Origin of the sequence: Shewanella sp. SP2S2-6 (genome assembly GCF_031931965.1) — a bacterium.
Lineage (GTDB): Bacteria > Pseudomonadota > Gammaproteobacteria > Enterobacterales > Shewanellaceae > Shewanella > Shewanella baltica.
Genome location: NZ_JAUOEQ010000027.1, coordinates 37,076 through 60,976, shown reverse-complemented (window position 1 = coordinate 60,976; position 23,901 = coordinate 37,076). Strand labels below are relative to the sequence as shown.

Annotated in this window: 19 protein-coding genes and 1 pseudogene; 7 read left to right on the top strand and 13 right to left on the bottom strand. The window is 46.4% G+C overall.

Going from position 1 to position 23,901, the window contains the following annotated elements; translation table 11 throughout:
• Positions 1-41: 41 nt before the first annotated feature.
• Both Q4Q57_RS16515 and Q4Q57_RS16510 read right to left on the bottom strand, forming a co-directional pair.
• Positions 42-959 carry a class I SAM-dependent methyltransferase gene (locus Q4Q57_RS16515; RefSeq protein ID WP_300476586.1) on the bottom strand — a complete coding sequence of 306 codons (918 nt, stop codon included), beginning with the start codon at positions 957-959 and terminating at the stop codon, positions 42-44.
• A gap of 6 nt (positions 960-965) precedes the next feature.
• Positions 966-2,075 (bottom strand): AI-2E family transporter, encoded by a 1,110-nt coding sequence (locus Q4Q57_RS16510; RefSeq protein WP_107404293.1) that lies wholly within the window; start codon positions 2,073-2,075, stop codon positions 966-968.
• Between the two features lie 98 nt (positions 2,076-2,173).
• Here Q4Q57_RS16510 and folX point away from each other — a divergent pair, with 98 nt between their 5' ends.
• From folX to gltS, 3 genes are all read left to right on the top strand, one after another.
• Positions 2,174-2,536 carry a dihydroneopterin triphosphate 2'-epimerase gene (folX, locus tag Q4Q57_RS16505; RefSeq protein WP_311891419.1) on the top strand — a complete coding sequence of 121 codons (363 nt, stop codon included), beginning with the start codon at positions 2,174-2,176 and terminating at the stop codon, positions 2,534-2,536.
• 86 nt (positions 2,537-2,622) lie between these two features.
• Entirely contained in the window at positions 2,623-3,516 is an 894-nt protein-coding gene (locus Q4Q57_RS16500; protein ID WP_311891418.1) for a TIGR01777 family oxidoreductase, read from the top strand.
• 529 nt (positions 3,517-4,045) lie between these two features.
• Complete coding sequence (gltS, locus tag Q4Q57_RS16495; protein WP_006082169.1) at positions 4,046-5,269, top strand: sodium/glutamate symporter; 1,224 nt, start codon at positions 4,046-4,048, stop codon at positions 5,267-5,269.
• Between the two features lie 119 nt (positions 5,270-5,388).
• On the opposite strand, the gene lepB is transcribed toward gltS, so the two are convergent.
• From lepB to Q4Q57_RS16480, 3 genes are all read right to left on the bottom strand, one after another.
• Positions 5,389-6,051, bottom strand: a complete 663-nt coding sequence (lepB, locus tag Q4Q57_RS16490; protein WP_107404292.1) for a signal peptidase I — start codon at positions 6,049-6,051, stop codon at positions 5,389-5,391.
• A gap of 597 nt (positions 6,052-6,648) precedes the next feature.
• Entirely contained in the window at positions 6,649-9,177 is a 2,529-nt protein-coding gene (locus Q4Q57_RS16485) for an FtsX-like permease family protein (protein WP_311891417.1), read from the bottom strand.
• Positions 9,178-9,179: 2 nt separating this feature from the next.
• The gene (locus tag Q4Q57_RS16480) at positions 9,180-9,908 is read right to left on the bottom strand and encodes an ABC transporter ATP-binding protein (protein ID WP_311891416.1); all 729 of its coding nucleotides are present in this window, start codon (positions 9,906-9,908) and stop codon (positions 9,180-9,182) included.
• Positions 9,909-9,960: 52 nt separating this feature from the next.
• Here Q4Q57_RS16480 and Q4Q57_RS16475 point away from each other — a divergent pair, with 52 nt between their 5' ends.
• Positions 9,961-10,560: an arylesterase gene (locus Q4Q57_RS16475; RefSeq protein WP_311891415.1), complete on the top strand. Its 600-nt coding sequence runs from the start codon at positions 9,961-9,963 to the stop codon at positions 10,558-10,560.
• A 145-nt stretch (positions 10,561-10,705) separates the two neighbouring features.
• Positions 10,706-11,773 (top strand): DUF3083 family protein, encoded by a 1,068-nt coding sequence (locus Q4Q57_RS16470; protein WP_006082174.1) that lies wholly within the window; start codon positions 10,706-10,708, stop codon positions 11,771-11,773.
• A 90-nt stretch (positions 11,774-11,863) separates the two neighbouring features.
• On the opposite strand, the gene Q4Q57_RS16465 is transcribed toward Q4Q57_RS16470, so the two are convergent.
• Positions 11,864-12,589, bottom strand: a complete 726-nt coding sequence (locus tag Q4Q57_RS16465) for an AcvB/VirJ family lysyl-phosphatidylglycerol hydrolase (RefSeq protein WP_311891414.1) — start codon at positions 12,587-12,589, stop codon at positions 11,864-11,866.
• A gap of 7 nt (positions 12,590-12,596) precedes the next feature.
• Positions 12,597-15,149: a bifunctional lysylphosphatidylglycerol flippase/synthetase MprF gene (gene mprF / locus Q4Q57_RS16460; RefSeq protein ID WP_311891413.1), complete on the bottom strand. Its 2,553-nt coding sequence runs from the start codon at positions 15,147-15,149 to the stop codon at positions 12,597-12,599.
• 209 nt (positions 15,150-15,358) lie between these two features.
• On the opposite strand from mprF, the gene Q4Q57_RS16455 reads away from it, so the two are divergent.
• On the top strand, positions 15,359-15,541 hold the full coding sequence (locus tag Q4Q57_RS16455; RefSeq protein WP_311891412.1) for a hypothetical protein: 183 nt from the start codon (positions 15,359-15,361) through the stop codon (positions 15,539-15,541).
• Between the two features lie 207 nt (positions 15,542-15,748).
• Here Q4Q57_RS16455 and sohB read toward each other — a convergent pair whose 3' ends face one another.
• Both sohB and Q4Q57_RS16445 read right to left on the bottom strand, forming a co-directional pair.
• Positions 15,749-16,765, bottom strand: a complete 1,017-nt coding sequence (gene sohB, locus Q4Q57_RS16450) for a protease SohB (RefSeq protein ID WP_311891411.1) — start codon at positions 16,763-16,765, stop codon at positions 15,749-15,751.
• Between the two features lie 111 nt (positions 16,766-16,876).
• Positions 16,877-19,357: a VolA/Pla-1 family phospholipase gene (locus Q4Q57_RS16445; RefSeq protein ID WP_311891410.1), complete on the bottom strand. Its 2,481-nt coding sequence runs from the start codon at positions 19,355-19,357 to the stop codon at positions 16,877-16,879.
• 262 nt (positions 19,358-19,619) lie between these two features.
• Between Q4Q57_RS16445 and Q4Q57_RS16440 the strand changes: the two genes are divergently transcribed.
• On the top strand, positions 19,620-20,357 hold the full coding sequence (locus Q4Q57_RS16440; protein WP_311891409.1) for a YciK family oxidoreductase: 738 nt from the start codon (positions 19,620-19,622) through the stop codon (positions 20,355-20,357).
• Positions 20,358-20,502: 145 nt separating this feature from the next.
• Here the strand turns inward: Q4Q57_RS16440 and Q4Q57_RS16435 are convergent.
• The 4 genes and pseudogenes from Q4Q57_RS16435 to Q4Q57_RS16420 all read right to left on the bottom strand — a co-directional run bounded on the left by Q4Q57_RS16435 (position 20,503) and on the right by Q4Q57_RS16420 (position 23,826).
• Positions 20,503-21,468, bottom strand: a pseudogene (locus Q4Q57_RS16435) (exo-alpha-sialidase).
• Between the two features lie 101 nt (positions 21,469-21,569).
• Complete coding sequence (gene rluB, locus Q4Q57_RS16430; RefSeq protein ID WP_011847141.1) at positions 21,570-22,445, bottom strand: 23S rRNA pseudouridine(2605) synthase RluB; 876 nt, start codon at positions 22,443-22,445, stop codon at positions 21,570-21,572.
• Positions 22,438-23,034, bottom strand: coding sequence for an SMC-Scp complex subunit ScpB (gene scpB / locus Q4Q57_RS16425; RefSeq protein ID WP_012089553.1), 597 nt, complete (start codon positions 23,032-23,034; stop codon positions 22,438-22,440). The genes rluB and scpB overlap by 8 nt, the downstream gene beginning before the upstream one ends.
• A gap of 3 nt (positions 23,035-23,037) precedes the next feature.
• A complete protein-coding gene (locus Q4Q57_RS16420; protein WP_011847143.1) occupies positions 23,038-23,826 on the bottom strand; it encodes a segregation and condensation protein A in 789 nt (262 codons plus the stop codon).
• Between the last annotated feature and the right edge of the window lie 75 nt (positions 23,827-23,901).

The following is a 23,901-nucleotide window of genomic DNA, read 5'->3' as shown; positions in this document are numbered from 1 at the left end:
AAAAAGGCCAGTTAATACTGGCCTGTTAAGCTAAATCAAGACTAGGCTCGAGTCGATAAACGGTAACGCAGCACCTTAAGCGACTTCTCTTCAGACACATCCATAAACGCTGGCGGATTGGCTAAGCGCTCTATATATTCGAGTGCTGGCGCCGCATCTGCGACCTGCTGGCGTAGGAAAGTGGTATCGAGCTCGGGTGCATTGAGGCAGAGTAACACTTCACCATTATCGGCAAGTAACTCAGGTAAACGCCTGATTAAACGTACATAATCCTTAGTCGCGACAAAACTGCCCTTTTGATTACTCGGTGGATCGGCCACAATAATCTCGTAGGGACCGAGCTTTTTCAGTTTGCCCCAAGATTTAAAAATATCATGGCCTAAAAAACGTGCCCCTGCGCTAAAGCCATTCAGCAAATGATTCTGTTTGCCTATGCCTAATGCGCCTTTGCTCATGTCCATATTGACCACTTCATCGGCGCCGCCTTGCAATGCCGCCACCGAGAAACCACAGGTATAGGCAAACAAATTAAGCACTTTTTTATAGCGGGCATTTACTCTCACCCACTCGCGGCCGTTGGCCATATCGAGGAATAAACCGTGGTTTTGTCCGCGCATTAAATGCACCTGAAAGCGTGCGCCATTTTCACTAACAATATGCGGCTCAGGCACTTCGCCTTGCAGCACTTGAGTAAAGGTCTCGCCCGCACTGCGGTATTGATAGACTAAATTCAGTTGGCTATCAGGACGAATGGCCTGCCAACGCGCCGCAATGGCCTGCTGGCATGTGGCTAAATCGTCATCGGCTAAGGGAGTGAAACTGGTCAGCAACAGCACTGGCGCAAACCAATCTAAACATAGGTGTTCACAACCCACGTAGTGTCCACCGCGGCCGTGGAACAACCGCACTGCATCATCACCCAATTCAATTGTCGCTAGCGCTTGTATAAAACTTTGCATCTTCTATTACTTACTCTCTGTTGTACTTGTATCGGCTTCATCGCCATCGGAACTTGAGTTTTCCGTGTTGCTGGCCACGAACTTATCTTCAACATCGTCCGATAATAAAATGGCTAACCAGTTACCACTCTTACTCGATTCAAGGGCAATTTTAACCACCATAGTCAGCGGCACCGACAGCAACATGCCGACAGAACCTAGCAACCAGCCCCAAAAAATTAACGATAAAAACACCACTAAGGTCGATAAGCCTAAGCCACGGCCCATAAATTTAGGTTCAATCATATTGCCCATCACCATGTTGGCACCGACATATAAAAGTGCAGTACCGCCAGCAGCCGCAGGACCAAGCTGAATAAAGGCTAATAACACCGCAGGAATGGCAGCGATGATAGAACCGATATTGGGAATGTAATTAAATAGGAAGGCGATCACCGCCCATAGCATGGCGTAATCCACACCAATAATGGTTAAACCGACACCGACGATAACCCCGGTCGCTAAACTCACTAGCGTCTTGATCACCATGTACTGATTAACCGATTGCAAAAAGCGGTCAATCTGCTTGAGGCGCATATCGGGATCGTCCAGCGCCAGATGCAATTTCTTTGGTAGCGATTGGGCTTCAAACAGCATAAAGACGATGGTTAAGATGATCAAAAATAAATTCGCCATCACATTGCCAACACCCGACAGCATATTAGTGGTCATAGACAAGGCCATGCCAGGGTCAAAATACGCTAATACTTGATCCTTCGAAATCTGAATATTGAAGGAATGTAACTTATTTAATATCCAAGCAAATTGCTCGACTAACTGCACCCGATATTGGGGCAATTGTTTGGAGAACTCATTGACTGAACTGCCGACAACCGAGGCTAACCAGAGGCCCATCAACACAATAAAGCCCATCAAGAGGATCACCGCAAGCCATTTAGGCACACGGAATTTTGTCATTAAACCAATCGCGGGATTACAAATCACCGCCAGAAAACTGGATAGCACAAACGGCACCACAATCGGGCTCGCCGCCTTAATCCCTGCCAAAATAATCACTACAAAGGCCATAACCGCAAAGCCACGGTAAGCAGCGGAGGGCGCATTAGGTCGCGTCATTTATTAAAAATCCTTCTTGATCTTAGATAAAATTGTTAGGCTAACCCGAGAACACACTTAACCTCAGAAACCTTAGCTTAAGATAGCCATTTGCCATTATGAAACCAGAAACCGCGATTATACGCATTAAAAACTTAAGACTTCGTACTTTTATCGGCATTAAAGAAGATGAAATTCAAAATCGCCAAGACGTGATCATCAATGTCGTGATCCATTACTGTGCCGAGCATGCCCGTAACAGTGATAATGTTGAGGATGCACTCAATTACCGCACTATCACCAAAAAGATCATTGAGCTGATCGAGAATAACCGTTTCTCATTACTCGAAAATCTCACCAGCCAAACGCTGGCCATCGCCAGTGAGCATCCTTGGGTTGAATTTGCCAGTGTCGAAATCGACAAACCCCATGCCCTGCGCTTTGCCGATTCAGTCTCGATGGAGTTGTGTCATCAGAAATAAACTCGCTAGAAATAGTCAGATTCAGTGATCGTTGCACACCGTATTTCGGTATATATCCTCATAGCTCAACCGATAAGAGAGGTTCCATGAATATACTGATCACTGGCGCAAGCGGCTTTATTGGCCGCCAATTAGTCGAACGATTGGCGGCCCATCATCAACTGACGTTATTAACGCGCTCAGTGCAACAAACGCAGAGAATACTCGGTAATCAGCACCATTACCTTGAGAGCCTCGATGCGCTGAGCGACCTGAATCATATTGACGCCATAGTGAATCTTGCGGGCGAGCCGATCGTCGCTAAGCGCTGGAGCAAAAACCAGAAGCAGCGGATTTGTGATAGCCGTTGGGATATCACGGCAAGATTAACTCAGCTCATACAGCAGAGTAGTAATCCGCCTAAGATCATGGTGAGTGGTTCGGCAGTGGGTTATTACGGTCGACATGATGATCAATTGCTCGATGAATCCAGTGGTGCCCATGTTGAGTTTAGCCATGACATCTGCCGAAAATGGGAGCAAGAAGCGCTTAATGCAAATACTGAGCAAACCCGCGTCTGCATTATCCGTATCGGGATTGTGTTAGGAAAAGGCGGCGCATTAGAGAAAATGTTACCGCCCTTTAAGCTCGGACTCGGTGGCCCAATTGGTCATGGACGTCAAGGCATGAGCTGGATCCATGTGCAAGATCTCATTTCCCTTATCGACTTTTTACTCAGCCAAGAACATTGCAAAGGCATATTCAACGCCACAGCTCCCAACCCAGTCAGTAACGCTGTGTTTACCAAAGCACTGGGAAAAGCACTCAATCGCCCTGCCCTTATCACGACCCCGCCGCTTGCATTACGCTTGGCTATGGGTGAAATGTCTGAGCTGCTGACCGAAGGACAGTTTGTTTATCCTAAACGCGCCCTCGAAGCCGGTTTTCAGTTTCAATTCAGTGACCTCGACAATGCCTTAACCGACGTGTTAGCCAAATAGGCTAGCACGCTGATGCTAACAATCTTGCGAAATCTTGCATAAAACATCGACATATTCGGGCGCTAATGCGCACGAATTTCGGTGCTAAGGCTGGCTAGATGTTGACGTAAGCACAAGCGCCACTTTAGCAACACTAGAAAAACAATATCGTAACATCATGATTTGTAATGTGATTTAGCGACAGCGCGGCACTTTTCTGCTAAACTCGCCTCCATTCGGTCATAGGAGGCACGCATTAATCGCCTCAACCTTGACCACAGAAAGACTCAGCAACACCCCATAAATAGACAGTTATTTATGCTCAAGAATAGGCTATTTAATCTGCTGTTCTTGGCCTATAAACCATAAAACGAAACACACTCGCGCTCACTCATCCTTTAAATTTTTATCGGATTGACACTGATCTGTCCTCGACATCAAGCGCTTAACATCCAGCATTAGCAGGTACTTAATAACAAGATGGGTGACTCCTCAATGGGCATTGTGCTCACTGAAATGCCCACACTAAGACAGTTTGTAAGGAATTTTCATGCACACGACCTATACGATTGGCGAGCTAGAATCATTTTTAATTGCCATTTTCGTGCTGTTTATCGGCCACTCCATCAATCGCCATGTACGTGTCTTTAGGCAATATAATATCCCCGAACCCATAGTGGGTGGCCTCGTTGTCGCCGCGGGTGTCGCATTTCTTCACTTTCAAAATATCAGTCTCGACTTCAGCTTATCGCTGCAAAATACCTTAATGCTGATGTTTTTCAGCACGATTGGCCTCTCGGCAAACTACAAGCTGTTACTCAGCGGTGGTAAAAAAGTCTTTATCTTTCTGGGTGTTGCCTCGATTTATATTGTTATCCAAAACGCCGTCGGCGTCAGTCTAGCCAATCTGTTAGGGCTCGACCCGATTATGGGCCTTATCGCAGGGTCAATTACCCTGTCGGGTGGCCATGGAACGGGCGTCGCTTGGTCACAAACCTTTGCGGAAAACTACGGTATCAATACTTTAGAATTTGCCATGGCCGCTGCGACCTTTGGCTTAATCATGGGCGGGATCATAGGTGGCCCCGTTGCGCAGCGATTAATCGGTAAACATAATCTTGTTTCTCGCTATGGGATTGGTCGCAAGCATCACAGTGAACATCCGCATTTAGTGACTTACGATCAGTTAGAAGAAGATCAAGTCACAGCCAAAACCATATTAGAAACCCTGTTTGTACTGCTGCTGTGTGTTGCAGGCTCAAAATGGCTCACGCTGTGGATCAGCCAATCGGGCATAGCTTGGCTCAAAATGCCCGACTTTGTTTATGCTCTCTTCCTTGGCGTTATCATCGCCAATATCACCGAACTCACCCGCGGCTATAAGCCCCATACTGAAAGTATCGATGTCATAGGCACAGTCGCTTTGTCACTGTTCCTTTCTATGGCTTTGATGACATTAAAGCTATGGGAGATTTTTGATTTAGCCATCCCGCTGCTCGTCATCTTACTGGTGCAAACCGCAGTACTGGCGGTGTTCGCCTATTTCGTGACATTCAAAGTGATGGGCAGTAATTACGATGCGGCAGTGATCACCGGTGGCCACTGCGGCTTTGGTATGGGTGCAACACCAACGGCGGTAATGAACATGGGCGCGCTCGTCTCGCGCACAGGGCCGTCACCCCAAGCCTTTATGGTTGTGCCTATCGTCGGCGCTTTCTTTATCGACATCGTTAACTTGATTGTCTTGCAGGGCTATCTGAGCTTTATGAAGTAGTTGCTTTTGAAGAAGTTGCTTAAAGTAAAGCATCGTTGAATCAACCAGCTAACAAAAGGGCGCCTCATTCGGCGCCCTTCTTTATGGAGCAACATCACGAATACTAGAATCCGCGCATGCTAAAACTCGCGCATGAGACGCTCAGGTCGAGGCAAGTAATGATCATCATAATCAAGGGAGAAAACCACTGAGCTGGAACGGCCAACAATCTCATCCCGTGGCACAAAGCCAATGACCCGAGAATCAGCGCTATTATCTCGATTATCACCCAGCGCTAGGTAATGCGCGTCTGGCACAGTGACAGGTCCAAAGTTGGCGAGCCTTGAGGCTACAGGATTAAGGCGAATACTGTGGGCCATATCGAGTAAGTTCTCCTGCATTTCTGTGACATCAGCGGGAGCATAAGGACTCAATGCTTGGGATGTGTAACTAAGGGGTTCTCCATTTAAATACAAACGATTATCCCGCATCATCACAGTATCGCCTGGCACAGCAATCACCCGCTTAATGAGTTTTTTATCGGCCTTTTTCGAGTCGAACACCACGATATCACCGCGGGCGGGATCCGCCAGTTTGACTAAGGCGATATGGGTAAATGGCACCCTAAGATCGTAGGCCATCTTGTTCACCAGAATGCGATCGCCCTCGACGATAGTCGGCAGCATAGAACCCGATGGCACTGTATTCCAATCAGCCACAGCGCTCCTGAACACTAACATTAAACTGATAAACAGAAAAAAGGAGCGGTTATCCTTAAGTAGTTTTGTTATTCCTTTGAACATATATTCCCTCTCTATGGCATGTATAAGCGAGTCGCTTTTCTCAGATAAATAGACCCATTGCGTTGCACTAAGTTCTGTTGCTATCAACTTTTACCAACCACATTAAATATCTAATCAGTTCAGAGCCTCACAGGCATCTCAATCCAAGGCGCATTGACGCAGAAATGGTCATTCCCTTTTAAGTCAATGCAACACGGGAGTGGGATGCCTGTGTGGCTCCCGAAGGGCGGCTGATGTTAACGGCATGGCAACGCGCTTTATACTGCGTTTAAGACTTTCGACAGAGCACCACTATGCCTTCAAGCCTTCGCCTTGTCTAAAGCGCGTTGAACTCCCGCTGAATGAACAGATATTTAATACGATTGGTATTGCACAGATCAATTTGTAAGCCAATGTAAAAACGCATATTCATATTCATATTCATATTCATATTCATATTCATATTCATATTCATATTCATATTCGAGTCATGCTCAAACTCAGCAGAATCAGCAAGACAATAAAAAAGCACTGAGCTTATGCGGCATCAGTGCTTTTTATTGTTAACGCTGTCTACTTAAGTCATAAACTTATAGTGTTAGCCCGTGCAAGCAACCATTAGCTACCCGCCTTTAATAGCTCAGAGCAAGATTGGCTGAGCAATTGTCGGCAACGCCACACCCCAAGTAAGGCCACGATTAAAGCGCCAGAAACAGGGGCGATTCCCCACCAAGGCCAGTGCATATACACATTAAGCTCAAACACTTGCGTCTTAAGTAGATATAACGCAAATTCAGCCACAATGACGGCTAACACGCCCGCAATACCGCCAAGCAAGGCGAACTCTAAACCCGTTGCACTGCGCAATAACCATCCCGAAGCGCCAAAGGTACGCAGCACCGCCAGTTCCCGCTGCCGAGTTGCCATGCCCGCTTCAGTCTGTGCAATCAATACTAAGGCACTGGCCAGTAACACTAAGGCAAGCACTAAGGTCAGAGATAGCGACACTTGCTCTATGATCTGCCGTAACTGCCCCACCATAGCGCCCACATCGATGATCGATATGGTCGGGAATTGCTGAATAAGCGCAAGGATCACCGCATCCTTAGGCGTACCATCGGCACTTAGCGCTTGGCCGTTTGTTGCTGGGTCGCTTGTTGACTGGTCATTCGTAGCTTGCTGATCATTCAGATAGAAACTCGCCATCGAGGTATAAGCAAAGGGCGCGAGGGCTTCTTGGGTAAAAATCATAAAGAAGTTCGGCTGCAGCGTTTCCCAGTGCACGGCACGAATACTGGCAACTTTAACTGTGAGCTCTTGATTATCAATCACATAAGTCAACTTATCGCCAATGGCAATACCCAAACGGTCCGCCACGCCAGATTCCACCGACACTTCATCGGCCGCTTGATTAAAATGCCCCTCTAACAGTTCGTTGTTAGCAGGCAGCGTATTGCGCCACGTTAGGTTTAACTCGCGGGAAATACCCACTCGGCCCTTTTCACCCGCTTCAGACTGTTCATTCGAAATCAGCGCTTCACCGTTAATTTGAGTTAAACGGCCACGGATCACAGGATAAATGTCCGTCGCGACTATGCCCTTAGTCGTCATAAAATCATTCAAGGGCTTAGCATCGTCGGGTGCAATATTGACGAGGAAGTAGTTAGGTGCATTTTCGGGCAACTGTTTTTGCCACTCGTTGAGCAAGTCTTGTCTTAACGCTAGAATCGTCAATAACAATACCAGTGCAGCGCTAAATCCCACCAATTGCACCGCATTTTGCCGCGCACGACGTCTGAGCCCTGCCAGTGCCAACTGTAAGGGATTGGTGGTCTTCATACCGACACTGTGGCCTAAACGTATCATCACAAAGCCAAGCACGCTTAACAGCACACCGAGCAGCAACACGGCCGCGACCACAGTCAGGGTCAAAGCCCAACTTTGGGAATACAAATAGCCCAGTAACGCCATCGCCCCTAAGCTCAAAAGCAGATGCAGCCACATCCCAAGTTGCAGGCCCTCTAACTGACGCTGTAGCACTCGTAGTGGCGGAATAGCCAGTAAGCGCATCAATGGATAAGCCGAAAACATAAAGGCGCTGATAAGCCCTGTGCTTACACCAAGCAGTAATGGCCGAGTGAGTGGCGGCGAATAGGCGGCAATTTCGGGCGGCAATAGATAACTGATCCCAAAATCGAGTAACACACCACCGACAAGGCCAAGCACAATCCCCATTAACGTCACTAACAATAAGTGAGTGCCGAACAACAACCGAATTTGCTTTGCTGAGGCGCCAAAGGTTTTCAGCATGGCCACCACATCGTAATGGCGCTGACAATAACGCTGGGCGGCAATGCCTATCGCGGCGCAGGCCAGTGCAATGCCCATCAAACTAGCTAGCAGTAGGAAGCGCTCAGCTCGCTTAACTGCTCCCGCTATCGGCGAATCACCGGATTGCACATCGACCCAGCGCTGGGTGCTATTGAGACGCGGTTTAACACTTTGCTCAAAGGCCGTAAGCGAGGCTTCATCGCCAGCAAATTGATACAGATAGGTCACGCGACTGCCCGGTTGAATCACTCCCGTTTTGGCGACATCTTCCATACGCATTAATACCACGGGCGATGAAGCAAAAGGATTAAAGCCCGCGTCGGGTAAGCGGCTGATCTCATTGCTGAGCACAAATTCGCTGTTACCTAGTTCGATGGATTTAGGATAACCGAGGAGTCCACCTAAGCGAGTCTCAAACCAGATTTCGCCCGCTTGGGGTAAAGCCTTGGTTTTACCGCTGGTGAGTTCAATGTCGCCCTTGAGTGGATAACCCGTTTCAACGGCGCGAACTGTGACTAACTGAAACTTATCACCCGAATAGACCATGGAATTAAATTGCATGTTCGTCACATGCTTAAGCCCAAGATCTTCGGCTTTGGTTAAAATCGCCGCATCAATTTTAACTGGCGAATCGATAATCCGATCGGCGGCAATAAACTGTGAAGCTTGGCCTGAAATAGCCACTTGCAGCCGTTCACTCACCCGCGCCAACCCACTAACAGACAATACCGCGAGCGTAATAGCAAGGATAATCAATAACAATTGCCCTTGCTGTAACTCGCGCTTAAACAGGCGCCATGCCAGACTTAACTCCATTATTAAGCCTCCTTAGCATCGGCGAGCGGTGCTGTGTGCGCCGTATCTTCCTGTAAATAGCCGTTATCCATCACCAGCTGCCGCTCACAACGCTTTGCCAATAGTAAATCGTGGGTGACGAGGATAAGAGTGGTGTGGCTTTCTTGATTCAGTGCAAACAACATATCGGCAATTTTATGGCCGTTGACGCTGTCCAAGTTACCCGTGGGCTCATCGGCAAACAGCACTGTGGGCTCACAAATAAAGGCACGGGCAATCGCCACCCTTTGCTGTTCTCCGCCCGATAATTGTTTGGGTAAATGGGTCAAACGATGGGATAAACCGACCCGCACCAGCATGGCTTGGGCTTTTTCCTTAGCATTACTCACGCCCGCAAGCTCGGCGGGTAACATGACGTTCTCCAGCGCGGTTAAGGTATCCACTAACATAAAGGATTGAAAAATAAAGCTGACCTTCTGTTTACGCAGTGCCGCTTTTTGCTCTTCATTCAGTGGGGATAACGCCACACCATCGAGCCAAATTTCGCCAGAGGTAGGCGTATCAAGCGCCGCAAGCAGTCCGAGCAGGGTAGACTTACCCGAACCAGACGGACCAAGAATGGCCACACTCTCACCTTGCTTGACATCTAAGTTAATGCCCTTGAGGATAGTGAGCGTTCCTTCCTGAGTAGTCACTGATTTTTCGAGGTTAACAACATTGATGGCACTGTTTTTTAAGATGACGTTAGACATAGGATCCTTCTTATATAAATCGTTCTGGTATCAATCGCTAAGATTAACATCAATGGCGAAGACCCTGGGGGCATTCATCCTATTGAGTGTATTCATGGCCACGCCAGCGCACGCGGCAAAGGTGTTGATCCTCGGCGACAGCTTAGGCGCTAGCTATGGCATGGCAGAGCAGTCAGGCTGGGTGGCGCTGCTGCAAAAAAATCTGCCCGAACATCAATTTACTAATGGCTCAGTGAGCGGCGAAACCACAGCGGGCGGCTTACGCCGATTACCCGCCTTACTCGATTCCGTCGCCCCCGACCTTGTAGTCGTTGAACTGGGTGGCAATGATGGTTTACGTGGATTCCCCCCAACGCAACTTGAAAATAATCTAATCCAAATCATTACCCTAGCCAAAGATAGCGGCGCAAAAGTGCTGCTGACCGAGATCATGGTACCGCCTAACTATGGCCCTCGCTACACCCAAAAGTTCACCCAAGTGTATCAAGACATATCCAAAGCACAGGATATCGTGTTGATCCCCTTCTTTATGCAGGATATCGCGCCCCATCCAGAATTAATGCAACGAGATGGCATTCACCCCAACGAAAAGGCGCAGGCGCAGATAGCAACTTGGATGCAACCATGGATAGAAGATGCGTTAACCCAATAAAATAGCTGCTATTTTAAGCTATCGAACCGCTTACTTAGCTAAACTCATACTCAACGGATAAAAACGTGTTCTAACGCAAGATTAACCCTATAGATAAACAGTAAAATTCGTGTTAGCAAATGGTTAACTCAAACAAGGAGTCAATATGTCCCTTAGCCATCAGCAAAAAGTGTACATACCCAAGGAAGCCCGTACCAATCAATACATCACAGCCGAAATCAAGGTGACGGATGAACTACTGAGTCAATATCCTGATTATCAAAGCTGTTATCAAACCTTAAGCCGTTTGATATTTAATTTGGCAGAACAACACGATCTGCGTAATGTCCACGTGATCACTAACGATAAACTGCCTGTTGTCCGTTACCACACCGAAGCCTATTGCTTCCAAACCACTGAACAAATTCTATTTTTTTATAATCCAGCCTATCACGAAGCCCAAAATTTATTCTCGCAAGAAAACTATCGCGCCCGTAAACTGCGCATTGTCTTCCTTGCAACCGGTGAAGATATCCGGAGTAATTCCGCCAGTTTCCACATCAGAGTGCGCGAATTACTGACAGAATTGATGCCTTTAATGCCGATAAGCGATCTTAAGGTGAAGGTCCGCGACCATCAGCATTTATCCTATGATCTGTTCGCAAAAGCCAAGGGCTATAAAGAAACCTATGGCTATAAACTGCGTGCCATCGGCCCAAGATATAAAGCCAGAAAGTGCGAATTACCAGAGAACGTCAGCTCTCTCACTTATGTGACAGTCAGCTTGCCACTGAGCCGCAAACTCAAACAGGGTTTATTACCTGACTCAGCAACCGACTTTACGCCGTTATATCAACACCTTGAAGATTGCTTCCTCAAAGCGGCAGCCAACAGACAATTGACGCGTCTTGCCATGATAGCAAACGGCTTAACCCCGCTGGTGCGTAACAGTAAGTTTGAAAAACTCGACAGCAAAGCCGAAGTACAAATGATAGGGTTCGATCCTAATGCGACTGAGCAGCAAGTGATCCGTCGCTGGAATGCCGATAACTTAGTCGAAGCCGCGCACTTCACCATAGTCGCGGGCACCAAAGACTGTGATGATTCAGGCTTCGGACGCTTTATGAATAATGTCGAAACCGCCCTGAAGGCCTTCGCCGCAGATATCGGTGTAGACCCAGAGCGTGAAGATCTCGTCGTACGCTTCCATCAACATATCAGCTATCAAATCTGATTAACGCGACATTCAATTCGCGAAAACCCAAAGGGCGCATTAAGCGCCCTTTTCTTTCTGAATGTATTCAAGCTGATATCGGGTGATAACTTAGCTTTTCAACCAATGCTTTATGATAGTCACCACTTTATCGTAATCATCATCAAAGCTATGGCCACCGTCTAACTCCATCACAGTCACATTCGGCTGTTTTACTACTGGGCACAAATGCTTAGGGGCATCATCGTCTTTGCCATATAAGCACAGTATAGGCACTGTCGTCTGCTTATTCACCTCGGGCAACGTCAGATAACTCGCGGACTCATTGCTAGACGTGACGATTTCACTCACATGCACTTCAAAATCCGACGTCTGCGAAGGTGACAATAACACCCCGCCGAGGATCTTATGTCGATACTTAAGTGGCAGATCATTTAGCACAAAAGGAATGATTTCGGCACCAAAGGAATAGCCAACCAATACCACCTTTTGTGTGCCAAATTCGGCCTCGTACATATCGATAATGGCCATAGTATCTTGAGTCACATCCTTGGGATCTTTTTGTTTCCAGTAGTATTTTAGCGAACTCCACCCCACCACTGGCCAGCCCTGCTGTTGCAATAACTGGCTCACACCTTGATCTAAATTAGCCCAGCCACCATCGCCACTCATAAAGATGACTAAGGGCGGCTTTTTCGCACTCGCTTTGTCATTTGCGCTATTAGCGACCGGCAGAAGTGTCAGGCCGAGTGAGTCAGCAAAGTCATCGGCTAAGACACTAAAGCTACTGCAAAACATCATCATAAGGCTTAGTATTTTCACAAAGGATTTATTCATCGTTCACCTACTTTTTAAATACACCGGTTGCACCACGACTCGTTAATGTCACTAAACTGCCCACCACAATTGGCAGAGATAATCCGCCATAACAAATCAAATACTTGGCCTCCCACGTTGGATTAAATTTATCCTTGTACCTCCTAAGCCCTTGAAAGTTATAAAACTTATTACCCTTCTTATACACAACCTTCGCTAGCTTAGTCCAAAATGGCACTAACGCTCTGTCGGTCAAGCCTGACATAGGCGCCATCCCAAGATTAAACCTCTGATAGCCTTGCTGTTTTCCCCATAGCAATAGTTCAGTAAACAGAAAATCCATGATATTACTGCTCGATAATTTAGGCTCGTAACGCATCAGATCGACAGAAAATTCAACCTGAGCAGCACTCGCCCAAATATTTGAAAACGCCACGAGTTCACCTTTTGCATACACTAATGCCATAGGTGTCGAGCACAGATAAGCGGCAGAGAAATAGCCGACAGAAAACCCCTTTTCGCGCCCTTGCTTCGCCTTTAGCCAAGTCGATGATATGGCGGCTAATTGCGGCAGTATGGCCCTTACTTCACTCGCCTCAATCACAGTAAAACTTAAGCCTTCACGCTGCGCCTTGGCATGGCTCTGGCGCAAACTTTTATAGCGACTCGACGTTAAGTCAAATTGGTCAAGCTGAACAATTGCCTCCTCGCCTAATTTATATAAACCTAATCCTTGCTCTAAAAAGTTCGGCAGGTATTTTTGCGTCACTTGATAAAACACCGGCCAACCGTCGTAGGCATCGCATAACTCCCTAAACTGCCACAACAAATCATCAAATTTCTGTTGATTACCAATTGGATCGCCCATTACCACCCAGCAATGTCCAGTCCTTGCATACATAAGAAAGGCGTCTTTATCCTCATTAAATAGGATTGATTTATCTTGCACTAAGGCCAAATAGCCATGACTGCTCGGCGACTGTGCGACAATCTCCATCGCCTGCTTTAATGAAGGCGTGTCCAGTTGTGGTGATTTAAGCTGAGTTCGTGACGAGAAATAACGCACGGCAAAGGCAAGCACGATAAAAATAGCAATCGCACCACCTCGCAATGCTCGTGATACATGGCTATCGGGGGAGAAGGTAAACCAGAGTGAATGATCATAATCAACATCTTGATAGGAGAAAAATAATACCCAAATCATTAAGAATAAAGCGGCAGAAAGTGATAACAGCCAACCCAAAGAGTATTTAATCCCGACGACAGAACCCTTTCGATAAAACAAATTCTCACATGGCAACATCAATGCGTACACGAATCCTATCGCGAGTGATATTTCCCATTCCGCGCCCTTAAGCATAATAAATAACATGCCCACCAACAGCAGTTTTTTCGTTAATTCAAAGGCATTATGGTAGCGTTTAAATAACCCATGGGATAACAACAATAGCAAGACACCACTCACACTCAAAATGATGCTCGATATTTCGATGATCGGCAGCGGTACTAACTCACCTAACCAGTGATACTTATGAATAATAGAAGGGTTAACCACTGATAAGAGTAATAATAAACCCGAGCTAAATACACTGATACTCAGTAGCGGTGGTAACAGTTGGCGGATAAATGCAATTCGAGTATTTAATTTTACAATTTTATCTTTATTTGACAGCGCGATCGTAATAACAAAGTATGCCAAAGAAATTAAAAATGGAATAATGTAATAAATGATCCGATAGACAATAATGGCGCCGAGGATTTGCTCAACCGGTAAATATTGCGATAAGGCCACAGTCACGACGGACTCGAACACCCCAATACCACCCGGCACATGGGCAAGCACCCCAAGCGCATTCGCAACAAAGAAAATACTTAAGACCTGTATATAGCCCAAATTCTCTACCGCGGGCAGTAAGCTATAAAACAAGGTTCCTACGACAATCCAATCAAGTGAAGACACCAACAACTGTCTTAAAGATACAGATAACAGAGGTGGCGTAATTTCAAAGCCTCGAAAGTTAAATGGCTTTTTCCGCAGCACACTCATCAGTAAATAGCCTAATACACTGAGCAGCATGCCAATACCGATTACTGTCGTTAATGAAAATAGCCATGTTGGCAAAGGTAAGGCTGATAATTGTTCCGCGGGAAAGCATACCAGTGCAATACCACAAATAAAAAAGAGTCCGAGGAAGAATGTCACTGAACATGAAATGACTATTTGAGTGATTTTATTACCACTTAAGCCGAGTTCGGAATAAAACTTATATCTTATCGACGTCCCCGTTAACAGCGAGAAACCTATGGTATTGGAGAAGGTAAAACCCAGAAAGGAAATAGGGACTATTTTACGATAAGGTATCTCCTTCTCGACATTTCGAACGGCAATAAAATCGTACAAGGTTAATAAAGAGTAACTTCCCACTGTGAGTAGCGCTGCACATAACAACTCAAAAAATGAAAAACCTTTAACCTCTTTAATAATGTCACTTAATTGATATTCTTGCTCTAAATTATAAAGCAAGAGTAATGAGACAGTGAATATTATAAGGCTAATAAACACCCGCACTCGTCTCCTCATGTTAATCTCCAGCACCTAAGACTGATTCAGCTAAGGCTATTTAACGTCAACATTGAAACAGCATTAAAAATTAATTAACTTAGTTTAATACCAGTCACATTAAATATCTAATCAGTTCAGAACCTCACAGGCATCTCAATCCAAGGCGCATTGACGCAGAAAGGGTTATTCCCTTTTAAGTCAATGCAACACCGGAGTGGGATGCCTGTGTGGCTCCCGAAGGGCGGGTTTCAACGCACTTTATACTGCGTTTAAGGCTTTCGACAGAGCACCACTATGCCTTCAAGCCTTCGCCTTGTCTAAAGAGCGTTGAACTCCCGCTGAATGAACAGATATTTAATACGATTGGTATTATTTTTAACACCACTTTATCGACGGGATTTTTAACATAGGGATTTTTCATTCGCAATGGATTTACGCATTTGCTGCATGACGTTTTATTAATGTGCTTAACAAGCTGATAGCAATAGTGAGTGAATGATTTTAAATTGAGGGGGAATAAAATAAAAGCCAAAAAAATCTGTAATAGATACGCAGCTTTGGGCGTTAAGCCAAACAAAAAAGTGTGAATACTCAAAAAGTATTCACACTAGATTCCGTTACATTGGACGGTTTTTCTCGATAAGACGATTAAAAATAGCATTCACAGATAAAGATGCGCCATGGGCAATTTTATCGGCAAGTTTCTTTCTCACCTGATAACGCATCTTATACACAGTAAGCTCTGCGGCAAGTGACATAATCACATCATCACTGGTCGAAATCGCATCGACTAACCCTAATTCAATGGCTTGCTGGCCATACCAATGCTCGCCCGTGGCTACTTTCACTAAATCCAACTCAGGGCGATATTTACCGACAAACGCTTTGAATAAGACGTGGGTTTCTTCGAGTTCTTCTTGAAACTTCTGTCTTCCTTCATCGGAGTTTTCACCAAACACTGTCAAGGTACGTTTAAAATTACCGGCCGTATGTTGCTCATAATCGATTTCATGCTTTTTCAGCAAACGATTAAAGTTCGGCAGTTGAGCAACAACACCAATTGAACCAACAATTGCAAAAGGCGCCGCATAAATTTTATTCGCAACACAGGCCATCATATAACCGCCACTGGCAGCCAATTTATCAACGCAGACTGTTAGCGGAATATCGGCTTGGCGTAAACGGTCAAGCTGGCTGGAGGCTAAACCATAGCCATGCACCATACCGCCACCACTCTCGACATTAACAACCACTTCATCGCCTTTTTCCGCGATAGCTAAAATGGCACTGATTTCTTCACGCAGTGACGCAACCTCAGCGGCATCGATACTGCCCTTAAAATCGATCACGAACACTTTGCCCGTGCTAGTATCATCAGCAGCTTTGTCTTTCGCCTTTTCTTCAGCCTTTAATTGCTTCTCATAGGCTTTGAATTGCTTCTTTGAAAGGAGTTCTTCTTTTAAGCCATGCTTCAGTTCTTCTAACTCTTCAGACAGGTTAGTGATCCTCAGCTCGCCCTTATCTGACTTATGTTTAACAGTGGAAGCCAACACCACAATAATAACCGCAACGATTGCGACCACTATCGTGACGGCTTTCGCCAAAAACATTCCATACTCGTATAAAAATTCCAAAGTGCTCTCCGTTAGGGCGTTACATCAATCAGTCAATTGCGCGCTATTCTAACAGCCTAAAGGCCCATAAAAAAACCCAGCATTCGCTGGGTTTTTCCGATTAAGCGCAGATTAGTTAGGACAAGTCGCAATGACATCGCTGTTTGTCACTAAAATCGTCGCATCGCCTTTACCTGCAGTCGCAGCATAGGTTGCTACTTGAGTCTGCATTTCAACGGTAGCTGCGGCAGCCATACCATCTGTAGCGTCCGTTTCACCTGGGCTCACAATCGAACTATGGTGACCTTTAGAGAAACGCACAACGCCATGACCTTTACTCGTACTATCGACACAAGGTAGGCCAAAAGCAGAGATCAGCGGCTCAGTGCCCGATAACGGGAAGTTATCTACCCGGTTCGGTAACACTTGATCAGGTAAGTTACCGTTGCCATCACCGGCTATTTCAATTAAATGAACAGGTAGACCCGTCGCTTTTAACGTAGCGGCATGGTTAATTGGATCCGCAGAATCCACAGCAGTTTGAACCGCAAAGGCAAACGTTGGAATAAACTGGGCATATACTGCCTGCACCAGTGCCTCATATTCAGGACTCCCCACCTCATATCCTGCAGTATTAGCCTTATCGACCAGCGCTTGGAAAGTCGCAGATGCCTTGATATTGCTAAACAGCACTGGACCAAAGGTTGCAGAACCCGCAAATGATCCCGCTAATCCTCCCGCTGGCGCAGCTAGGGATAAGGCCTTGATGCCATAGGCATTTGGCAAGGTATAGCCCGTTGCTGGGTTCTTCATGCCTGTGCTGGCATAGGTCGCAAAATCGGTGCCGACAATCGCGCCTAAACTCAGACCTTGAGCACTGATTTTAGACACGTCAAATACTTGTGGCTGACCTGCTTGTGCTAAGCCCTGTGCTAATCCTGTTAGAGCAAGACGAACACCTAAATGGTCCATCGTCGCTTGACGGAAATTATCACGCACCGACAAAGTGCTAGAGATATTCACGAACACCAGCGGATTACCATTTTTAAAGGCATCTGGTGTACCGACTACAGCCCCAAAAGAAGGATCGGTCGCAGAGACTTCATAAACCCCATCGCCGTTAGCATCGAATGAGCGCGCACCATGCAGTGGCATATCAATAGCAATTGTTGCAATGCCCATGGCCGCATACGTACCCGCATAGGCTAGTGACATTTCTTTACCGCCACCTAAACCGTGCAGTGCGATTGTTGTTGGCCAACCAGCCAATGGCGCAGTCGCTAGATCAGGATTATTGTACAACGCTGCTAATTTAGCTGCATTAGGGATTGAAATCAGTACAGGTACGGTTTCATATCCTTTAATCGCTGGAATTGGATTGAACTTAGTCAGATGCTTAGTTTTATCTACCGCGGTACCATCGTCTAACAACCAAGTTTTACCTGCCATTAGAGACGGATTGGCTAACGCATCGGCAGGGTTCGCAATCCCATTGGCCACGGCTTGCATACCAAAATTATTCTGGCTGAGTGTGCCCGCTTGCAAAGCTAATAGTACAGAGACAGGGCTATCGCCTTGTGCTTTCCAATGACCATTAATTAATGGTTTACCTTCTGTTGATAAACAACTGACCGAAGAACAGTCACCGTATATCGGCAGTTTGATTTTTGCGGTATACACATCGGCTAAATCAGCGGCTTTAAAGGCAGCACTATTTGAGTCCGTTAATCCCACCGCTTGTGCAACAGTATAACCGGCAGGCGTTGGCATCTGAGCAAAACTGGGTGCATAAGGCGCGCCCTTTGCCATCAGCAATTTAGTGGTTTCATAGACGTTAGCGACAGACTGAGTCGTAAACAGTCCAGAGTAGCTTATGGTCGAAGGATCGACATTATGGGCCGCAGCAATGCCTTTCTCATAGCTGTTCACTAAGGTTTGCAGCATCAATTGATCGGGTGTTTCTAAAGGTAATGTCGTGATGTCTAGCTTCAACAAACCATAGGTAGTTGAAGGCGCAATGCCACGACCTTCAGAATCTTGAATAAGATTGGTTGTCGCATAAATATACGACTGCCCAGCTTTGAGTGGCTTAAGCGGCACGATCACCACTTTATTGCCTGATGCGGTGGATACAAAGTCAACGCCAAACTGAAGTTCTGCTCCGACTTTACACGCTGAAACTGACGGTTTAGCAGTACAATCAGCATCAGAAGACAATGGACCACCCACAGTGGCCTCAAACATTCTTACTGCGCCAGGTTGTGCAACCGATGCCGCCATTAAGGTCAGCGGTGTGCCGTCGTGTTTTTTCGCTAAATCGATATCAATGGAAATCGGTGATGTTGTCGACCAGCCATCTAACGCCCCAAGCGCTATTTGTGGATCAACATAATTGCCTGAGCTTTCACCCGGAATCGATAATGTGCCATCCTTGGTACCACTGAATAGCAAATCATTCGGTAATGGTACTTTTGAATTAGCAGGGTCGAACACCATGTGCGATTCAGGGACGAGCGGTTCTGTCTTATCCTTGAGATCGTTATAACTGTCCTCACCACATCCTGTGAGGCCCAGTGCAGATGCAATCGCAACACCCAAAATGAGTCTTTTCATCTTTTTTCCCCAAATCTTGTTGTAATAGTTTTGTTTTCCCCAAGAAATTAGTCACAATAGCTTTTAAATCTGTGACCAATAGGGCTTATGTTAGCCCCTAACTCATTTCAAGTTAACGTAAAAATATTGAGTTAGCCACAAGTTTGTCACAAACATTTTAGCTATTTATAACAAAGTTTCATTCATTTGTTTGAAACATGTGTTTATCACTTCGGCGACTCTAGAAGTGGCGGGCATTCTCGCCAAGAGGAAAAAGAGACTCATGTTGGAATATCAAGCAGCAAAAGATTTACTCAAAGGCAAAACAATTTTAGTGACAGGCGCTGGCGCAGGCATAGGTCGCACCGCTGCCATTGAGTTTGCAAAGCACGGCGCCACTGTGATTTTACTCGGTAAAACAGTGAAAAAACTAGAAGCGGTTTACGATGTCATCGAACAAGCCGGTTATCCAAAACCTGCCATAGTGCCATTAGATCTTAAGGGCGCGACGGAGCAAAATTATCGCGATATGGCCGATACCATAGCCGAGCAATTCGATCATTTAGACGGCTTATTACATAACGCGAGCCAGCTCGGTGCCTTAGGCCCGTTTGAACACATAGATATTCCATCACTCGAAGACGTGCTCAAAGTGAACGTTACGGCCCAAGTAATGCTAACTAAAGCATTACTACCTGTGATGCGCCAAGCACCCAGTGCATCGATTATCTTTACGTCGAGCAGTGTGGGTCGTCAAGGCCGCGCCTACTGGGGACCTTATGCCTTCTCTAAGTTTGCCACCGAAGGCATGATGCAAGTCCTCGCCCATGAGTGCGATGGCACCTCGGTTCGCATCAACAGTATCAATCCAGGTGCTACCCGCACTGAGATGCGTGCTAAAGCCTACCCTGCTGAGAATCCATTGGATCTCAAAACCGCAGAAGAGATCATGCCGACCTATTTATATTTGATGGGTCAAGATGCTAGCGCAGTGAACGGTCAGCAGTTTAACGCACAGTAATCGAATCGCTTATTGAGTTTCTGCCTGTATGATTCAGCAATAATAAAGGGCCTATTTATGGCTCTTTATTATTTTAGATATTCTCAAAATGAAACCCGAACTTGTCGATGACATTAAGTACGACAAAGATAGCGCACCGCCAATCTTAGCTTAACTGAATTTTTGCAAAATAAATCATCGTTTTAGCTTTGGCGACTCCGTTTGATTCATCAAGCGAATTTTGCGTATCCAGCTGTGAGTCAGCTAACTCATGGCTTGAGTAATAACTTACCCACAACTCATTTCCATCAATCACTACGCCCGCATAACTGGTATCGCCCTTCGATGGCAGTGTCAGTAGTTCTTGAACCACGCCAGTATCTGGATGAATTTCAACTAAAGCCGTTCGAACTTGTTCATCATATAAGCGCACCACAGCCAACAGCCGGGATTGATACATCAACATCACAGGCCCACCAATGCGCTTATCGAGTTCTTGCCATTGCCAATCGGTAAATGGCGCTAGGCTGCGGCCGAGTAAACCAACAAATTCAGGGCCCTAAACGGGATCGCGCCTCAAGAGACAAAAGCCGCTGTCTTGATCAAAAACAATGGCTGTTTCATTGACATAACCTTGATTATTAAACAGCTTTAGCCAAGTCTTGAAGTGTACGCCATCATCGCTCTTATACAAACGAGTGTCACCATCAGGTCCTGGGCGATAGCCCACACCATAGAGTGTATTTTGATGTTCAGTTAAGCGCCATAACCAATAGCCCTTATCTGCTACCTTTAGCGCATCTGACCACAATCGCCCATCGGCTGAGCGCCAAAGATGTGATTGAAGACCCGACTTATTATGTAAGGTCCCGCCACCGAGTAAAAGCAATTCCCCTTGATATTCAATCAGTTTACCGTCGCGTAAATCAGCCTCTTCCGAACGAATAAGCGCCACGCTCTGCCACGCCTCGCCGCCATCCACTGAACGTAGAATACGCAAAGCGCCATCGGGTGACACATGGGCAGTCCCTTCACGGAAAACACAAAAAAGTGCTTCCTGAAACGCGATTAAATCGGTAAACGCATTATGGGCAGCTTGCTCCCAAATCCGTCGCACTGAAATTAGCTTCATCCATTCACTCCTCAATCCAGCTGACTCTTGTTATAACATAGCTGCAAATAACAGAAAGCAAAAAGGCCGCTAAGCGGCCTTTTTCATGGGGATAAAACAACTTAGCTGCGCTGACGCGATGGCTTAGGTTTTCCCGAACCTGTCACTTTATGCTTACGCACGGCGCGGCGAATTTTGGCACTCTTCACCTGTGCACGGGCTACACTGTGTTTATCGGCAGCAAGCATAGTGCGGGTTTCTGGTTCTAAACCTGCCAATTTACGCAAGTAGTTAACTTGCTCCATTGGCAATTCAACCCAGCCACCCCGTGGCAGTGATTTTGGCAATTCAACCATACCGTAACGGATACGGATCAAACGGCTCACTTGCACTTCTTGGGATTCCCACAGACGGCGCACTTCGCGGTTACGACCTTCGCGTAAACACACATGCCACCACTGGTTCATGCCTTCGCCGCCCGCTGGCTTGATGCTATCAAACTGCGCAGGGCCGTCTTCTAACATCACACCAGTTCGCAAACGTTGCACTGTCGCTTCAGGGATTTCACCGAAGGTACGCACTGCGTATTCGCGGTCGACTTCGTTCGATGGATGCATTAAGCGGTTCGCTAATTCACCATCTGAGGTAAACAGTAATAAACCTGAGGTGTTGATGTCTAAACGACCTACCGCAACCCAGCGTGAATCACGCACTTTAGGTAAGCGATCGAATACCGTTGGACGGCCTTCAGGATCTTTACGACTACAAATTTCGCCTTCGGGTTTATGGTATGCCAATACTCGACAGATCACGTCTTCGGCAGACTTTAACGAAATGGCTCTGCCATCGATACGCACTTTGGCATCGGCTTCAATCCGATCCCCAAGGCTAGCAATTTCACCATCAATACTAACTCGGCCTGCAGCAATCCATGCCTCCATCTCACGACGGGAGCCATGGCCTGCACGGGCCAAGACTTTCTGCAATTTTTCACTCATTAGTATTTTGCTCTTCTGACTGTTCCGGCGTTAATTTCACACTTGAAAAAACCGCCTGCAATGACTCAGTATCCGACAGCGGCGGTAAATCCGCTAAGGTGTCTAAGCCAAAATATGCTAAAAATTCTAAGGTAGTGGCATACAAAGCGGGTCGCCCCGGTACTTCTTTATGGCCAACTACTTTAATCCAATGTCTATCTGACAAACTTTTTATGATGTGACTACTAATGGCCACACCGCGCACCTGTTCAATATCGCCGCGAGTCACAGGTTGACGATAAGCAATCACCGCCAAGGTTTCTAATGTCGCACGCGAATATTTAGGCGCCTTTTCTTGCCACAGGGGCTGCAAAAAAGGACTCAAGACTTCTAAGGTCTGGAAGCGATAACCTCCAGCGACTTTCACAAGTTGTACACCTCTGTCTTGATAATCCTGCTGCAGCTCATCCAATGCAGCTTTTATTTTGTCTCTGGAAACCGTGAAATCCACCAATACCGTGTCTTTCAACATTTTCGCCGACAAGGGTTTCCCCAATACAAACAAACTCGCTTCAATAAGCTGTTTTAATTGAGTCGGATTTATCTGCATCAATTAATAGGCCTTAACGTAAATAGTTGAAAACGGTTCTGTTTGGTACAATTCAACCAATAATTCTTTGACTAATTCCATCAGTGCTAAGAAAGTCACGACCACGCCTGCACGGCCTTCTGCTACGGTAAATAAACGTTCAAATGCCGTAAAATCTTCCGAGTTCAACATGGCTAAAATCTGGCTCATGCGCTCACGGGTCGATAACTGTTCACGCTTAACGTGATGATCTTCATTGGCATCGATACGTTTGAGCACATCGCCAAAGGCGCGGGCAATTTCAAACAACGAGACTTCTGGCGGGATCATTAACGGCTTAATGTCAGGTGCTGCCACTGCTTTGGCTTGAAACACATCCCGCTCGAGCCGCGGCAAATCATCGAGTTTTTGCGACGCTTCTTTAATCACTTCATAGGCTTTCAACTGACGGATCAATTGCGCCCGAGGATCTTCCTCAACCTCATCTTCAGCCACCATACGCGGCAGCAGCAAACGGGATTTAATCTCGGCAAGCGTTGCCGCCATCACTAAGTAATCGGCAGCGAGTTCAATTCGAGCCTGAGTCAGCAACGTAATATATTCTAAATACTGCGCGGTGATTTGCTGAATGGGTAAATCGACAACGTCTAATTTTTGCTTACGGATCAAATATAAAAGCAAATCCAATGGCCCTTCAAAGGACTCAAGGAACACTTCTAATGCCTCCGGCGGAATAAACAAATCCAGCGGCATTTCGGTCATTGCCTGACCACGAATAACGGCTAAGGGTAAACTCTGTTGCGTGCCCTGCATCCGCTATCTTGCTCCGTTAACGCTGCGCTACCCAACTTAGGCTAACGCCAAACGCGCGATTATACCTGTAAATCT

What these genes read in the sequence shown, in the direction of transcription:
- Q4Q57_RS16475 (WP_311891415.1), top strand. Translation starts at nt 9,961, where the DNA reads ATGGCGAAGACCCTGGGGGCATTCATCCTATTGAGTGTATTCATGGCC.
- Q4Q57_RS16420 (WP_011847143.1), bottom strand. Translation starts at nt 23,826, where the DNA reads ATGCAGGGCACGCAACAGAGTTTACCCTTAGCCGTTATTCGTGGTCAG.
- Q4Q57_RS16485 (WP_311891417.1), bottom strand. Translation starts at nt 9,177, where the DNA reads ATGGAGTTAAGTCTGGCATGGCGCCTGTTTAAGCGCGAGTTACAGCAA.
- Q4Q57_RS16510 (WP_107404293.1), bottom strand. Translation starts at nt 2,075, where the DNA reads ATGACGCGACCTAATGCGCCCTCCGCTGCTTACCGTGGCTTTGCGGTT.
- Q4Q57_RS16445 (WP_311891410.1), bottom strand. Translation starts at nt 19,357, where the DNA reads ATGAAAAGACTCATTTTGGGTGTTGCGATTGCATCTGCACTGGGCCTC.
- Q4Q57_RS16465 (WP_311891414.1), bottom strand. Translation starts at nt 12,589, where the DNA reads ATGAATAAATCCTTTGTGAAAATACTAAGCCTTATGATGATGTTTTGC.
- gltS (WP_006082169.1), top strand. Translation starts at nt 4,046, where the DNA reads ATGCACACGACCTATACGATTGGCGAGCTAGAATCATTTTTAATTGCC.
- scpB (WP_012089553.1), bottom strand. Translation starts at nt 23,034, where the DNA reads ATGCAGATAAATCCGACTCAATTAAAACAGCTTATTGAAGCGAGTTTG.
- Q4Q57_RS16500 (WP_311891418.1), top strand. Translation starts at nt 2,623, where the DNA reads ATGAATATACTGATCACTGGCGCAAGCGGCTTTATTGGCCGCCAATTA.
- folX (WP_311891419.1), top strand. Translation starts at nt 2,174, where the DNA reads ATGAAACCAGAAACCGCGATTATACGCATTAAAAACTTAAGACTTCGT.
- mprF (WP_311891413.1), bottom strand. Translation starts at nt 15,149, where the DNA reads ATGAGGAGACGAGTGCGGGTGTTTATTAGCCTTATAATATTCACTGTC.
- Q4Q57_RS16480 (WP_311891416.1), bottom strand. Translation starts at nt 9,908, where the DNA reads ATGTCTAACGTCATCTTAAAAAACAGTGCCATCAATGTTGTTAACCTC.
- rluB (WP_011847141.1), bottom strand. Translation starts at nt 22,445, where the DNA reads ATGAGTGAAAAATTGCAGAAAGTCTTGGCCCGTGCAGGCCATGGCTCC.
- Q4Q57_RS16470 (WP_006082174.1), top strand. Translation starts at nt 10,706, where the DNA reads ATGTCCCTTAGCCATCAGCAAAAAGTGTACATACCCAAGGAAGCCCGT.
- Q4Q57_RS16515 (WP_300476586.1), bottom strand. Translation starts at nt 959, where the DNA reads ATGCAAAGTTTTATACAAGCGCTAGCGACAATTGAATTGGGTGATGAT.
- lepB (WP_107404292.1), bottom strand. Translation starts at nt 6,051, where the DNA reads ATGTTCAAAGGAATAACAAAACTACTTAAGGATAACCGCTCCTTTTTT.
- Q4Q57_RS16440 (WP_311891409.1), top strand. Translation starts at nt 19,620, where the DNA reads ATGTTGGAATATCAAGCAGCAAAAGATTTACTCAAAGGCAAAACAATT.